This is a genomic window from Agromyces sp. ISL-38, assembly GCF_018613935.1.
GTDB lineage: Bacteria > Actinomycetota > Actinomycetes > Actinomycetales > Microbacteriaceae > Agromyces.
Window position 1 is genome coordinate 411,157 of sequence record NZ_JAGGPF010000010.1, and the last position, 12,548, is coordinate 423,704.

The following is a 12,548-nucleotide window of genomic DNA, read 5'->3' on the forward strand; positions in this document are numbered from 1 at the left end:
CCGCTGGTGAAACTGGGGCCCACAGGATCCCCCTGATTTCCGAGAGAGGTTCGAGATGGATCAAGGCAATACTGCGTTTCTTCTGATAATGGCGGCCTTGGTGCTGCTCATGACTCCGGGACTCGCGTTCTTCTACGGCGGCCTCGTCAAGGCCAAGAGCGTCATCAGCATGATGATGATGAGCTTCGGTGCCATCGGCCTCATCGGAGTGCTCTGGGTGCTGTACGGCTACGCGATCGCCTTCCCAGGGTCCGAGGGCGTCGTAGCGCCGTGGACCATCGACTGGTCGGCGCTCGGCTTGAACAGCCTTCTGGAAACTGCCGAAGATGCTGCCTACCCGCCGCTCGCATTCGTAGCATTCCAGGCGACCTTCGCGATCATCACGGTCGCGCTGATCTCGGGTGCGATCGCCGACCGTGCGAAGTTCGGCGCGTGGATGATCTTCGCCGGAGTCTGGGCGACGATCGTGTACTTCCCCGTCGCGAGCTGGGTGTTCAACTTCGGCCTTGCAGATGACGGAAGCTTCGCGTATGGCGGCTGGATCACCTACGGCATGCAGGAGTTCTTCGGCGTCGGTGCACTTGACTTCGCCGGTGGCACGGCGGTGCACATCAACGCCGGTGCCGCGGCGCTCGCCCTTGCGCTCGTCCTCGGCAAGCGCGTCGGCTTCTCGAAGGGCGCGCACGTGCCTCACAACCCGCCGTTCGTGCTGCTCGGCGCCGGTCTTCTCTGGTTCGGATGGTTCGGCTTCAACTCGGGCTCCGAGCTCGCTGCCGACGGCGCCGCGGCGCTCGCGTGGGTCAACACACTCGCGGCTCCTGCCGCAGCGCTCCTCGCGTGGCTCGTCGTCGAGAAGATCCGCGACGGAAAGCCCACCTCCGTCGGTGCCGCCTCGGGTGCGGTCGCGGGTCTCGTTGCGATCACCCCGGCCTGTGCATTCCTCACCCCGTTCTGGGCGATCGTTCTCGGCATCGTTGCGGGTGCGGTCTGCGCCCTGGCCATTGACCTCAAGTTCAAGCTCGGGTTCGACGACTCGCTCGACGTCGTGGGCATCCACCTCGTCGGCGGTGTCATCGGTACCCTCTACCTGGGCTTCTTCGCCAACGGCACCGGCCTCATCTACAGCGGCAGCTTCACGCAGCTGCTGGTACAGGCGATCGCGGCCTTCTCGGTCATGATCTACTCGTTCGTGCTGGCCTTCGCCATCGGCTGGATCATCCAGAAGACCATCGGCTTCCGGGTGAAGAACGAGGACGAGCTCGCGGGCATCGACCTCGTGGTGCACGGCGAAGAGGGCTACAAGCTCGAGACCGTCTGATCGACCGCTTGGTCCGTCGGGGGACCCGAGGGCGGTGAGGTAGTGTGCCGGTGTGTCGAACACCAGCCGCCTCTTCACCGCCCTCGGGCGTGTCATCAGCTCGTTTTCCCGAGGCGGTCAGCGGCACACTGCGACGGATGTCGCGAGCGTCGCGCCCGTCGCGATCGCGGAGCTCTCTCCGGGCCAGTCGGGCACGTTCGCCACGGTCGAGGTCGACCCGCGCCGGCTCCGCGGGGTGCGGCTCGCCTACGCACCGTCACGCGACGGCGATCCTGACCCCGGCGAGATCGTCTGGACGTGGGTGCCGTTCGAGGAACGCGACGGTCGCGGCAAGGATCGCCCGGTCGTGATCGTCTCGGCGGCGACTCCCGGCCCGGGATTCCTCGCCGTGCAGCTCACGAGCAAGCCGCACGACGGCGACCCCGACTTCGTCCCGCTCGGCGACGGAGCGTGGGATCTCGCGGGGCGACCGAGCTGGGCCCGCATCGACCGCGTCTTCCGGGTGCACGCCGACGGCATGCGGCGCGAGGCGGCGTCGCTCGACGCCGTTCGCTATCAACTCCTGGCCGACGTGCTGCGGCGACGCTACGGCTGGACCTGACGCTCTCGCCCACTGCCGCGCCCGGTCAGTGACGAGGCGGGCGATGCAGTCCGAACGGCGAGCCCTGGTCGTCGCGGCAGAGCCGGAACTCGCCGTAGATCGCGGCGGATTCCTCGCCATCGGCGTCTGCAACCGGCTCCGCAGTGCCGCCGAGGCGTTCGACTGCAGCGACGGCGGCGTCGAGGTCGTCGACCCGGAAGAAGACGTACGGTGCGGCTCCTTCATCGCCGCCGTGGACGCCCGCCGGCACACCGACTCCGCCGATGAGATAGCCGTCGCCTCCCGGGCCGGGTTTGAACGACCACCCGAAGAGCTTCCCGTAGAACGATCGGGCGGTCACAGCATCCGTCGCCCCGAATTCGATGAACGACACTTCGCCGGCCATGATGCCTCCTCGCGTCGATGCGATCCTGTGCGTCACGGTAGACGCCTGGAGCGTATGCCACAACGGGATTGCCCGGGCGGCGCGAGTTGCGCGTGAAACTGAAGAACGCCCCCAGTGGAGTGGGGGCGTACGTGGGCGATGCCGGGCTCGAACCGACGACCTCTTCCGTGTGAAGGAAGCGCGCTACCAGCTGCGCCAATCGCCCAAATGCTGCGGTTCCAGAACTCGTCGTGACCGCGGATTCGATACTAGCCGACGTGGCGGGCGGAATGCACATCGGGTGCGACCGGGGGACGTGTGACCATCGACACGCCCGGGAAATGGGCCCGGAATCTGCGACTGACCGGGAGGAACGGGCCACACGGCTGCCTCGGTTTGTGAATCGATCAGGGAATCCGTTAGAGTCTCTCTGCACGCAGAAATGCGGGCAATGCGGATGTGGCGCAGTGGTAGCGCATCACCTTGCCAAGGTGAGGGTCGCGAGTTCGAATCTCGTCATCCGCTCTGATCAGGATCGGGCGAAAGCCCGATTCCTGTTCTTTTGGTGGTGAACCCATGCACGGTGGATTGGCCGAGAGGCGAGGCAGCGGCCTGCAAAGCCGTATACACGGGTTCGAATCCCGTATCCACCTCCAAGCTGAGAATCTGTTCTCGACTTGGGCGATTGGCGCAGCGGTAGCGCGCTTCCCTGACACGGAAGAGGTCACTGGTTCGATCCCAGTATCGCCCACCACGAAGCCCCGGCTGTATGCCGGGGCTTTCTTGTTCCCGGGGCTATGACGACGCGATCTCGAGTACCAACGGCGGATGGCTGATGCGGGTGCTGAACCACGACCACGACTCGCCGGCCGTCTGCTCGATCGACGCGTTGACCTCCTGACTCGCGGGCACGTCCCGGAGGATGACCGTGATGACACGCCGGCCGCTGAAGCTGATCGATCCCGGTGCATCGACACTGCCGCTGCCCGCGTATCCGGCAGGTGAGAAGGTGGCCCGCGCCGGTGCATCCACCGCGAAGGTGAACACATAGGTGCCGGTGCCCGCGATGCCGTACGCACCGGGGTGGAAGTGCACGGAGACGACGGGGTTCCGGTTCGGCGACTCGCGACGGTCGAACCCGGCGTAGGGGGTGGCTGCGTCGGTCTGCACGATGGTCGGCCTGATGAGCGTGAGGTTGGTGCGCCCGCGGCCCACGGTGACGGTGGGGGAGAGCACTTGGATCGGCGCCCAGAAGATCGGGCCGTAGCCGAGCTCGCCCGCCCGGTGCTTCGTTGCCCAGTCCTCAGGACTGAGGTCGGTCTCGAAAGCGGCGATGTCCACGACCTGCCGGTCGAACTCGTCGCGTTCTCCTGTTGACGGTTCGGAGGTATGCATGAGGGAAACTCTAGAATCGGGCGGGCCGCGGTGCATCAGGGCGGGCACCGAGCCGGGCCGGGGCCGGCGCGGCGCCGCACTACAGTTGAAGGGTTCGTTTCGACTCACAGGGAGTGGTACACAGTGGCCGACGGCTTCGAGCTCTTCACCGATCGATCGGTTGTCGCGATGCGCGTCAACGGCGAGCTCAAAGACCTCGCGACGACGGTGACCGAGACCGATGTCGTAGAACCCGTCACGATCGACTCGCCCGACGGCCTCGACATCCTCCGCCACTCCACTGCCCACGTTCTGGCGCAAGCGGTGCAGGCGGTCAATCCCGACGCGAAGCTCGGCATCGGCCCGCCCGTCACCGACGGCTTCTACTACGACTTCGACGTCGCCGAGGCCTTCACGCCCGACGACCTCAAGGCTCTCGACAAGGAGATGGCCCGCATCATCCGCGCCGGCCAGCGGTTCATGCGCCGAGTGGTGACGGATGACGCGGCCCGCGAGGAGCTTGCGAGCGAGCCCTACAAGCTCGAGCTCATCGGGCTGAAAGGCGCGGCAGGACACGGCGAGTCGAGCGGCGACGACCACGAGTCGGTCGAGGTCGGCGCCGGCGAGCTCACGATCTACGACAACGTCGACCCGAAGAGCGGCGAGACCGTCTGGAAAGACCTCTGCCGGGGCCCGCACCTGCCGAACACCCGCATGATCGGCAACGGCTGGTCGCTCACTCGCATCGCCGCCGCCTACTGGCGCGGCTCCGAGAAGAACCCGCAGCTGCAGCGCATCTACGGCACCGCTTGGCCGACGAAAGACGAGCTGCGCGCCTACCAGCACCGGCTCGAGGAGGCGGCGAAGCGCGACCACCGCAAGCTCGGGCGCGAACTCGATCTGTTCAGCTTCCCCGAGGAGATCGGCTCCGGGCTCTCGGTGTGGCATCCGCGCGGCGGCATCGTGCGCATGGAGATGGAGCAGCATGCGCGCCGTCGTCACATCGCCGACGGCTACACCTACGTCTACACTCCGCACATCTCGAAGGAGGATCTCTTCCTCCAGTCGAACCACCTCGTCACGTACAAGGAGGGCATGTTCCCGCCCATCCGCATGGACGAGGAGCGCGACGCCGACGGCAACATCACGAAGCAGGGACAGGACTACTACCTGAAGCCCATGAACTGCCCGATGCACATCCTCATCTACAAGGAGCGCGGCCGCAGCTACCGCGACCTGCCGATGCGGCTTGCCGAGAACGGCACCGTGTACCGCAACGAGCTCTCCGGCGCCCTGCACGGGCTCACCCGGGTGCGCGGCTTCACGCAAGACGATTCGCACCTCTTCGTCACCCCTGAGCAGCTCGAAGAGGAAGCCACCAAGGTCATCGCATTCGTCATCTCGATGCTGCGCGACTTCGGCCTCGACGATTTCGAGCTCGAGCTCTCGATGCGCGATGACGAGAAAGACAAATGGATCGGCTCTGAGGAGTTCTGGGACTACTCCACGAACGCGCTCCGCAACGTCGCCCGCGCGAGTGGGCTCAAGCTCACTGAGATGCCCGGTGAGGCAGCGTTCTACGGGCCGAAGATCGACCTGAAGACGCGCGATGCGATCGGTCGCACGTGGCAGCTCTCGACCGTGCAGGTCGATCCCAACCTGCCCGAGCGCTTCGGCCTCGAGTTCACCGATCGCGACGGTCAGCGCAAACGCCCCATCATGATCCACCGCGCGCTGTTCGGCTCGATAGAGCGGTTCTTCGCCATCCTCCTCGAGCACTACGCCGGAGCGTTCCCGGTATGGCTCGCACCGGTGCAGGTCGTCGGCATCCCGGTCGCCGACGAGTACGCCGACTACCTCGGCGACATCATCGAGCAGTTGAGGCGGGCCGGCGTGCGCGCCGAACTCGACACGAGCGACGACCGCATGCAGAAGAAGATCCGCACCCACACCCAGCAGAAGGTTCCGTTCCAGCTCATCGCCGGTGAGAACGACCGCACGGGCAAGACCGTGAGCTTCCGGTTCCGCGACGGCAGCCAGGAGAACGGCGTCGCGATCGACGAGGCGATCCGGCGCATCCGTGCGGTCATCGACGAGCGCCGCCAAGTGGTCACGAAAGACGATCTCTGACGTGAGCGCATACCAGGCAGACGAATTCGAGGGCGTGCCGACGGATGCCGCGGCCGATCTCGCCGGCGTGCCCGATGCGTTCCAGCGCCTCTGGACGCCGCACCGGCTCGTCTACATCCAGCATGGGCAGCAGCCCGACGAGCACGCCTGTCCGTTCTGCCGCGCGCCCGAGATGAGCGACGAGCAATCGCTCATCGTCGCTCGAGGCGAGCACGCCTACGTCCTGCTGAACCTCTACCCGTACAACAGCGGCCACCTGCTCGTGTGCCCGTACCGCCACGTCGCGACGTACGACGAGGCGACGCCCCAGGAGATCGCCGAGATCGGCGAGCTCACGCAGATCGCGATGCGCGTCGTGAAGCAGGTCTCGCACTGCGACGGGTTCAACATCGGCATGAACCAGGGCCGCATCGCCGGAGCCGGCATCGCCGAGCACCTGCACCAGCACCTCGTGCCGCGCTGGGCGCTCGACTCGAACTTCTTCCCGATCATCGCCGGCACGAAGGCGCTGCCGCGCCTGCTCGGCGAGGTTCGGCAGGAGATCGCCGAGGCCTGGCCGGCCTGAACCCCGCGCGAGCGCCGTGTGGACGCCACGTCCAGCGAACGCTCCCGCGCACTCCACCGCGGCGGAGACCGCATCCATTCCGAAGACTAGGATTGACCCCATGACCGAGAGCTCTGTTCCCGCGCCCGTCGGCACGTCACTGACCGGCTCGAGCCGTGTCAAGCGCGGCCTCGCCGAGATGCTGAAGGGCGGCGTCATCATGGACGTCGTCACCGCCGAGCAGGCGCGCATCGCCGAAGACGCGGGCGCCGTCGCAGTGATGGCCCTCGAGCGCGTTCCCGCCGACATCCGCGCCCAGGGCGGCGTGGCCCGCATGAGCGACCCCGACCTCATCGAGGCGATCATCGCCGAGGTCTCCATCCCCGTCATGGCGAAGGCTCGTATCGGCCACTTCGTCGAGGCGCAGGTGCTGCAGGCGCTCGACGTCGACTACATCGACGAGTCCGAGGTGCTCTCGCCCGCCGACTACGTCAACCACATCGACAAGTGGGCGTTCAACACCCCGTTCGTGTGCGGCGCGACGAACCTCGGCGAGGCGCTCCGTCGCATCAACGAGGGCGCCGCGATGATCCGCTCCAAGGGCGAGGCAGGCACCGGCGATGTCTCCGAGGCGACCAAGCACATCCGCAAGATCACGGGCGAGATCAACCAGCTGAAGTCGATGTCGCGCGACGAGATCTACGTCGCGGCGAAGGAGCTCCAGGCTCCCTACGACCTGGTGCTCGAGGTCGCCGAGACCGGCAAGCTCCCCGTCGTGCTCTTCACGGCCGGCGGCGTGGCGACGCCGGCGGATGCCGCGATGATGATGCAGCTCGGCGCCGACGGCGTGTTCGTCGGATCCGGCATCTTCAAGTCCGGCAACCCCGAGGCGCGCGCAGCGGCAGTGGTGAAGGCGACGACGTTCTACGACGACCCCTCGGTGATCGCCGATGTGTCGCGTGGCCTCGGCGAGGCGATGGTCGGCATCAACGTCGTCGACCTCGCTGCACCGCACCGCCTCGCAGAGCGCGGCTGGTGACGAGCAACCTCCGCAGCGAATCGATCGCGCCCGACGATGCGGTCCACGCAGGACCGCGCGTCGGCGTGCTCGCCCTGCAGGGCGACTTCCGCGAGCACGCACACGTGCTCGCACGACTCGGCGCGCACGTATCGCTCGTGCGACGCCCCGAGGAACTCGACGCCGTCGACGGCCTCGTGATCCCGGGCGGTGAGTCGAGCGTCATGGACAAGCTGTCGCGCACGTTCGGACTCGCGGAGCCGCTGAAGGAGGCCATCGCGGGCGGGATGCCGGTTTACGGCACCTGTGCGGGCCTCATCATGCTCGCCGACACGCTGCTCGACGCGATCGCCGGCCAGCAGAGCCTCGGCGGGCTCGACGTCGTCGTGCGCCGCAACGCCTTCGGTTCGCAGAACCAATCGTTCGAGACCGACCTCGACGTCCCTGCGCTCGGCGAGACGCCGGTGCACGCCGTGTTCATTCGCGGCCCGGTCGTCGAGTCGGTCGGACCGGCAGCGACGCCGCTCGCATCGCTCGCGGATGGGCGCGTCGTGGCGGTCGAGCAGGGCAACCTCCTCGGCACGAGCTTCCACCCCGAGATCACGGGGGAGTACCGCTTCCACGAGTACTTCCTGGCGAAGGTCGCCGCTCGGGTCACTCCTCGATGAGTGCGTAGGCCGAGTGCTCCAGCTCGCCGTCGGGGAGTTGCGCGAGCACGATCTCGTTGCCGGAGTTGTCGAGCACATGGGCGAAGCTCGCCCCACCGCTGCTGATGATGGGTTTCACCACTCGCACGGCGAGATGCTCGAAATGGCGCAGCTCCGCCGCGAGATCGTCGGTGTAGAAGACGAGCGCCGGTTCTCCAGCGGTCTGGGCCCCGACGCGCTCGACGCTTGCCGGCGACGTCGCCTCGATCAGCCACAGCCCCGATCCGCGTTCGCCTGCGGGGCCGACGTGCACGGTGCGCAGGCCGGGAGCGACCTCGCCGTCGAAGAGCGTGCCGAAATCGAACGCCGCTCGGTAGAAGTCCCTGGCCTCGTCGAGATCGTTGACGAGGATGGTCGTGCGTCCGATGCTCAGCATGGATCGGAGCCTACACTCGCCCAATGACGCACTACATCGCCCTGCTCCGTGGCGTGAACGTCGGGGGCATCACCGTGAAGTCCGCCGAGCTGCGGAGCCTCTTCGAGGACCTCGGCTTCGACGAGGTGCGCACGGTGCTTGCGAGCGGCAACGTCGTGTTCGCGGCGACGACTCGGCCCGCGGCATCCGGATCCCTCAAACGACGCATCGAGCAGGCGCTCCGCGACCGCTTCGGTTACGACGCGTGGATCGTGCTGGTCACCGCCGAACAGGTCGAGCGGGTGATCGACGCCTTCCCGTTCGACGCATCCGATGCCGCCCGCCAGCCGTGGGTCGTGTTCGGCTCGGATGAGGGGGTGCTCGATGAGCTCGTCGCGTCGGCGAGGGAGCCCGACCCCGACGTCGACCCCATCGCCCGTGGTGACGGCGTCATCTACTGGAACCCCGCCAAGGGCACCACCACCCAGACCCCGTTTGCGAAGCTGCTCGCCAAGCCCAGCTTCAAGCCGACGACGACGAACCGCAACCTCCGGACCCTGCGGAAGCTGCTCGCCTGACCGGCCGCGACACCGGCGCTGACTTAGAATGGCTGGGCACGGCACGCGATGCCGCGCGCGAGGATTCGATTCAGGAGACGCATGTCCGGGCATTCCAAGTGGGCGACGACCAAGCACAAGAAGGCGATCATCGACTCGCGCCGTGCGAAGTCGTTCGCGAAGCTCATCAAGAACATCGAGGTCGCTGCGAAGATGGGCGGCGCCGACCTCTCGGGCAACCCCACCCTGGTCGACGCCGTGCAGAAGGCGAAGAAGACCTCGGTGCCGAACGACAACATCGACCGGGCCATCAAGCGCGGCGCCGGCCTCACCGGTGAGTCGATCGAGTACATCACGATCATGTACGAGGGCTACGGCCCCAACGGCGTCGCCCTCCTCATCGAGTGCCTCACCGACAACAGGAATCGCGCTGCTGCCGAGGTGCGCACGCTCATGTCGCGCAACGGCGGCACGATGGCCGATCCCGGCTCGGTCGCCTACAACTTCGCCCGCAAGGGCGTCATCGTCGTCGCCAAGACCGACGGCCTCACCGAAGACGATGTGCTCGGCGCGGTGCTCGACGCCGGCGCCGAAGAGGTCACCGACGAGGGTGAGACCTTCGAGGTCATCACCGAGGCATCCGACATGGTCGCCGCACGCACGGCGCTGCAGGAGGCCGGCATCGACTACGACTCGGCGGATGCCGCATTCGTGCCCGCGCTGAAGGTCGAGATCGACGCCGAGACGGCCCGCAAGGTGTTCCGCCTCATCGACGCGCTCGAAGACAGCGACGACGTGCAGAACATCTACAGCAACTTCGACCTGACCCCCGAGGTGCAGGCCGAACTCGAGGCGGAGTAGCGTATCGCCGTGCGCGTGCTCGGCATCGACCCCGGCCTGACGCGATGCGGCGTCGGCGTGGTCGACGTGGAGCCGAATCGCACCGCACGGCTCGTCGACGTCGTGGTGCTCCGCTCGCCTCCCGACCTGCCGATCGAGCAGCGCCTCGCGCGCATCGCCGACGGCATCGAGGCGATCATCGAGGAGCACCGGCCGCACGCGGTCGCCCTCGAGCGGGTCTTCGCCCGCAGTGACGTCTCGACGATCATGGGCACCGCGCAGATCTCGGGGGTCGCGATGCTCATCGCGGCGCGGCGGGCGCTTCCGGTCGCCCTGCACACTCCCAGCGAGGTGAAGGCCGCGATCACCGGATACGGCCGGGCCGACAAGAAGCAGGTGGGGGCGATGGTCGCCCGCATCCTCGGGCTCGACGAGGTGCCGAAGCCGGCGGATGCCGCCGACGCGCTCGCGCTCGCGATCTGCCACGCCTGGCGCACCGGCGGTGTCGCTGGCGCCGCCGTGCGCGACGGTCGCGCCGGGCTCACTGAGGACGCAGGCCTCACTCCGGCCCAGCGTGCATGGATCGCCGCCGAGCGCTCCGCCGCCGTGTCGGGGGCGGCCCGTAGGCTGAAGGAGTGATCTCCTCTCTTCGCGGCCGCGTGCTCACCGCAGCCGGCAGTTCGGTCGTGATCGAGGTCGGCGGCGTTGGGTTCCACGTCAACACCACTCCCGCACTCGCGCTCGCGAGCCGTGAGGGCCACGAGCTCGCAGTGCACACGACGCTCGTCGTCCGAGAAGACTCGCTGACCTTGTTCGGTTTCGCCTCGCGGCCCGAGCTCGACGTGTTCGACCTGCTCATCGGCGTCACGGGAGTCGGCCCGAAATCGGCGCTCGGAGTGCTCTCGGCCCTCTCGCCCGACCAGGTCGCCCTCGCCGTGCAGCACGACGACGACGCCGTCTTCCGCAAGGTGAGCGGCATCGGCCCGAAGACGGCAAAGCTCATCACCGTGTCGCTCGCCGGCAAGCTCGTCGCGACGGCCGCGCCTGCTGCGTCCACGGTCGTCACGGGCGGCGTCGCCGAGAGCGTGCTCGCGGCCCTCACCGGACTCGGCTGGTCGGAGCGGGTCGCGGCCGAGGCGGTCGAAGAGACGATCGGCGCGGCATCCGACACCGAAGCGGCATCCGTGCCCACGCTCTTGCGGTTGACGCTCTCGCGGCTCGGGCCGGCCCAGCACTCGGGCAGGACTCGATGAGCGACGCCGACCTCGACCTCACCGACCCCGCGCTCTCCTCAGAGGCCGAGCTCGCGTTCGAAGGTGCACTCCGCCCGAAGAGCCTCGAGGAGTTCGTCGGCCAGACCCGCGTGCGCGGGCAGTTGCAGCTGCTCCTCACCGCGGCCACGATGCAGCAGCGCACGCCCGACCACATCCTGCTCGCCGGCCCGCCCGGGCTCGGAAAGACGACGCTCGCAATGATCGTCGCGTACGAGGGCGGGCGACCGCTGCGCATGTCGAGCGGGCCCGCGATCCAGCACGCGGGCGACCTCGCCGCGATCCTCAGCTCGCTCGTGCCGGGGGAGGTGCTCTTCATCGACGAGGTCCACCGCATGGCGCGATCGGCCGAAGAGATGCTCTATCTCGCGATGGAAGACTTCCGCATCGACATCATGGTCGGCAAGGGAGCGGGGGCGACGTCGGTGCCACTCGACCTCGCGCCGTTCACGCTCGTCGGCGCCACGACCCGCTCCGGACTCCTCCCGAATCCGCTGCGCGACCGGTTCGGCTTCACGGCGCACCTCGAGTTCTACGACGAGTCCGAGCTCGAGCAGGTGCTCGTGCGCGCGGCGACGATGCTGGGGCTCAACGTCGATCGCGAAGCGCTCGCCGAGATCGCGGGGCGCTGCCGGGGCACTCCTCGCATCGCGAACAGGCTGTTGCGGCGGGTGCGCGACTACGCCCTCGTGCACGGCGGCCGCGCCGACATCGGTGCGGTGCGTGCCGCGCTCGATCTCTACGACGTCGACCCGCTCGGCCTCGACCGACTCGACCGCGCCGTCATGGAGACCATCCTCACGAGGTTCGGGGGCGGGCCGGTGGGCCTCAACACGCTCGCCGTCTCGGTGGGCGAGGAGTCGGAGACCATCGAGGCGGTGGTCGAACCGTTCCTCGTACGCATCGGCCTCATCACGCGCACCCCCCGCGGGCGGATGGCGACACCTTCGGCATGGCGGCACTTCGGGCTCCCCGAGGTCGGAGCCACCCTCGCCATCGATGACCTATAATCCTTTGAGGCGAAGCCCTCGCCGCCAATGACTTCGTGCGGTCGCCGCACACCGGAAGGTTCCTCCCCTCATGCCCTTCGATCCCTTCACTCTCATCATGCTCGCCGTCCTGGCGGTGCTGATCTTCTTCATGTTCCGCAACTCGCGCAAGCGTCAGGCCGACGCTCGCAACCTGCAGGAGAAGGTGCAGCCGGGAGCGAAGGTGATGACCAACTTCGGCGTGTTCGGCACCATCCTCTCAATCGACGAAGACGAGAACCAGGTGCTGCTCGAGACTTCGCCCGGCACGGTGCTCACGGTGCACCGCCAGACCGTCGCACGCGTGGTGGAGCCCAACACCGTCATCGCCGACGACGAGTCGCCGGCGCTCGAAGGCGGTGAGCCCGCGTTCGGCGAGCGCGTCGACGACGCGACCGACGAGACGCCCGACACCAAGAAGTCGGACGACTAAGCTCCCTA

15 protein-coding genes and 4 tRNA genes are annotated in these 12,548 nt (G+C 67.6%); 15 read left to right on the plus strand and 4 right to left on the minus strand.

What is annotated here, in order from left to right:
* Positions 1–55 precede the first annotated feature (55 nt).
* Together J7E25_RS12155 and J7E25_RS18355 are read left to right on the plus strand one after the other, a co-directional pair.
* Entirely contained in the window at positions 56–1,318 is a 1,263-nt protein-coding gene (locus J7E25_RS12155) for an ammonium transporter (RefSeq protein WP_214870391.1), read from the plus strand.
* Positions 1,319–1,370: 52 nt separating this feature from the next.
* Positions 1,371–1,919: a type II toxin-antitoxin system PemK/MazF family toxin gene (locus J7E25_RS18355; protein WP_308164537.1), complete on the plus strand. Its 549-nt coding sequence runs from the start codon at positions 1,371–1,373 to the stop codon at positions 1,917–1,919.
* 25 nt (positions 1,920–1,944) lie between these two features.
* Here J7E25_RS18355 and J7E25_RS12165 read toward each other — a convergent pair whose 3' ends face one another.
* Positions 1,945–2,304, minus strand: a complete 360-nt coding sequence (locus J7E25_RS12165; RefSeq protein WP_214870392.1) for a VOC family protein — start codon at positions 2,302–2,304, stop codon at positions 1,945–1,947.
* Positions 2,305–2,436: 132 nt separating this feature from the next.
* Positions 2,437–2,509: transfer RNA gene (locus tag J7E25_RS12170), tRNA-Val, on the minus strand.
* A gap of 227 nt (positions 2,510–2,736) precedes the next feature.
* On the opposite strand from J7E25_RS12170, the gene J7E25_RS12175 reads away from it, so the two are divergent.
* From J7E25_RS12175 to J7E25_RS12185, 3 genes are all read left to right on the plus strand, one after another.
* Positions 2,737–2,808, plus strand: a tRNA-Gly gene (locus J7E25_RS12175).
* Between the two features lie 57 nt (positions 2,809–2,865).
* Positions 2,866–2,939: transfer RNA gene (locus J7E25_RS12180), tRNA-Cys, on the plus strand.
* Positions 2,940–2,962: 23 nt separating this feature from the next.
* Positions 2,963–3,037: transfer RNA gene (locus tag J7E25_RS12185), tRNA-Val, on the plus strand.
* Positions 3,038–3,078: 41 nt separating this feature from the next.
* Here J7E25_RS12185 and J7E25_RS12190 read toward each other — a convergent pair.
* Positions 3,079–3,678 (minus strand): hypothetical protein, encoded by a 600-nt coding sequence (locus J7E25_RS12190; RefSeq protein ID WP_214870393.1) that lies wholly within the window; start codon positions 3,676–3,678, stop codon positions 3,079–3,081.
* A gap of 168 nt (positions 3,679–3,846) precedes the next feature.
* Between J7E25_RS12190 and thrS the strand changes: the two genes are divergently transcribed.
* The 4 genes from thrS to pdxT all read left to right on the plus strand — a co-directional run bounded on the left by thrS (position 3,847) and on the right by pdxT (position 8,017).
* A complete protein-coding gene (gene thrS, locus J7E25_RS12195) occupies positions 3,847–5,787 on the plus strand; it encodes a threonine--tRNA ligase (RefSeq protein WP_251039043.1) in 1,941 nt (646 codons plus the stop codon).
* A gap of 1 nt (position 5,788) precedes the next feature.
* The gene (locus J7E25_RS12200) at positions 5,789–6,352 is read left to right on the plus strand and encodes an HIT domain-containing protein (protein WP_214870395.1); all 564 of its coding nucleotides are present in this window, start codon (positions 5,789–5,791) and stop codon (positions 6,350–6,352) included.
* Positions 6,353–6,452: 100 nt separating this feature from the next.
* Positions 6,453–7,370: a pyridoxal 5'-phosphate synthase lyase subunit PdxS gene (gene pdxS / locus J7E25_RS12205; protein WP_214870396.1), complete on the plus strand. Its 918-nt coding sequence runs from the start codon at positions 6,453–6,455 to the stop codon at positions 7,368–7,370.
* Positions 7,367–8,017 carry a pyridoxal 5'-phosphate synthase glutaminase subunit PdxT gene (gene pdxT, locus J7E25_RS12210; protein WP_214870397.1) on the plus strand — a complete coding sequence of 217 codons (651 nt, stop codon included), beginning with the start codon at positions 7,367–7,369 and terminating at the stop codon, positions 8,015–8,017. The genes pdxS and pdxT overlap by 4 nt, the downstream gene beginning before the upstream one ends.
* On the opposite strand, the gene J7E25_RS12215 is transcribed toward pdxT, so the two are convergent.
* Entirely contained in the window at positions 8,004–8,432 is a 429-nt protein-coding gene (locus tag J7E25_RS12215; RefSeq protein ID WP_214870398.1) for a VOC family protein, read from the minus strand. The genes pdxT and J7E25_RS12215 overlap by 14 nt on opposite strands.
* 23 nt (positions 8,433–8,455) lie before the next feature.
* Here J7E25_RS12215 and J7E25_RS12220 point away from each other — a divergent pair, with 23 nt between their 5' ends.
* From J7E25_RS12220 to yajC, 6 genes are all read left to right on the plus strand, one after another.
* Positions 8,456–8,989, plus strand: a complete 534-nt coding sequence (locus J7E25_RS12220; protein WP_214870399.1) for a DUF1697 domain-containing protein — start codon at positions 8,456–8,458, stop codon at positions 8,987–8,989.
* Positions 8,990–9,070: 81 nt separating this feature from the next.
* Complete coding sequence (locus J7E25_RS12225) at positions 9,071–9,829, plus strand: YebC/PmpR family DNA-binding transcriptional regulator (RefSeq protein WP_214870400.1); 759 nt, start codon at positions 9,071–9,073, stop codon at positions 9,827–9,829.
* A 9-nt stretch (positions 9,830–9,838) separates the two neighbouring features.
* Positions 9,839–10,447: a crossover junction endodeoxyribonuclease RuvC gene (ruvC, locus tag J7E25_RS12230; RefSeq protein WP_214870401.1), complete on the plus strand. Its 609-nt coding sequence runs from the start codon at positions 9,839–9,841 to the stop codon at positions 10,445–10,447.
* Complete coding sequence (ruvA, locus tag J7E25_RS12235) at positions 10,444–11,061, plus strand: Holliday junction branch migration protein RuvA (RefSeq protein WP_214870402.1); 618 nt, start codon at positions 10,444–10,446, stop codon at positions 11,059–11,061. The genes ruvC and ruvA overlap by 4 nt, the downstream gene beginning before the upstream one ends.
* Entirely contained in the window at positions 11,058–12,089 is a 1,032-nt protein-coding gene (ruvB, locus tag J7E25_RS12240) for a Holliday junction branch migration DNA helicase RuvB (RefSeq protein ID WP_214870403.1), read from the plus strand. Before ruvA ends, ruvB begins: the two co-directional genes overlap by 4 nt.
* Before the next feature lie 70 nt (positions 12,090–12,159).
* Complete coding sequence (yajC, locus tag J7E25_RS12245; RefSeq protein WP_214870404.1) at positions 12,160–12,540, plus strand: preprotein translocase subunit YajC; 381 nt, start codon at positions 12,160–12,162, stop codon at positions 12,538–12,540.
* Positions 12,541–12,548: the final 8 nt, after the last annotated feature.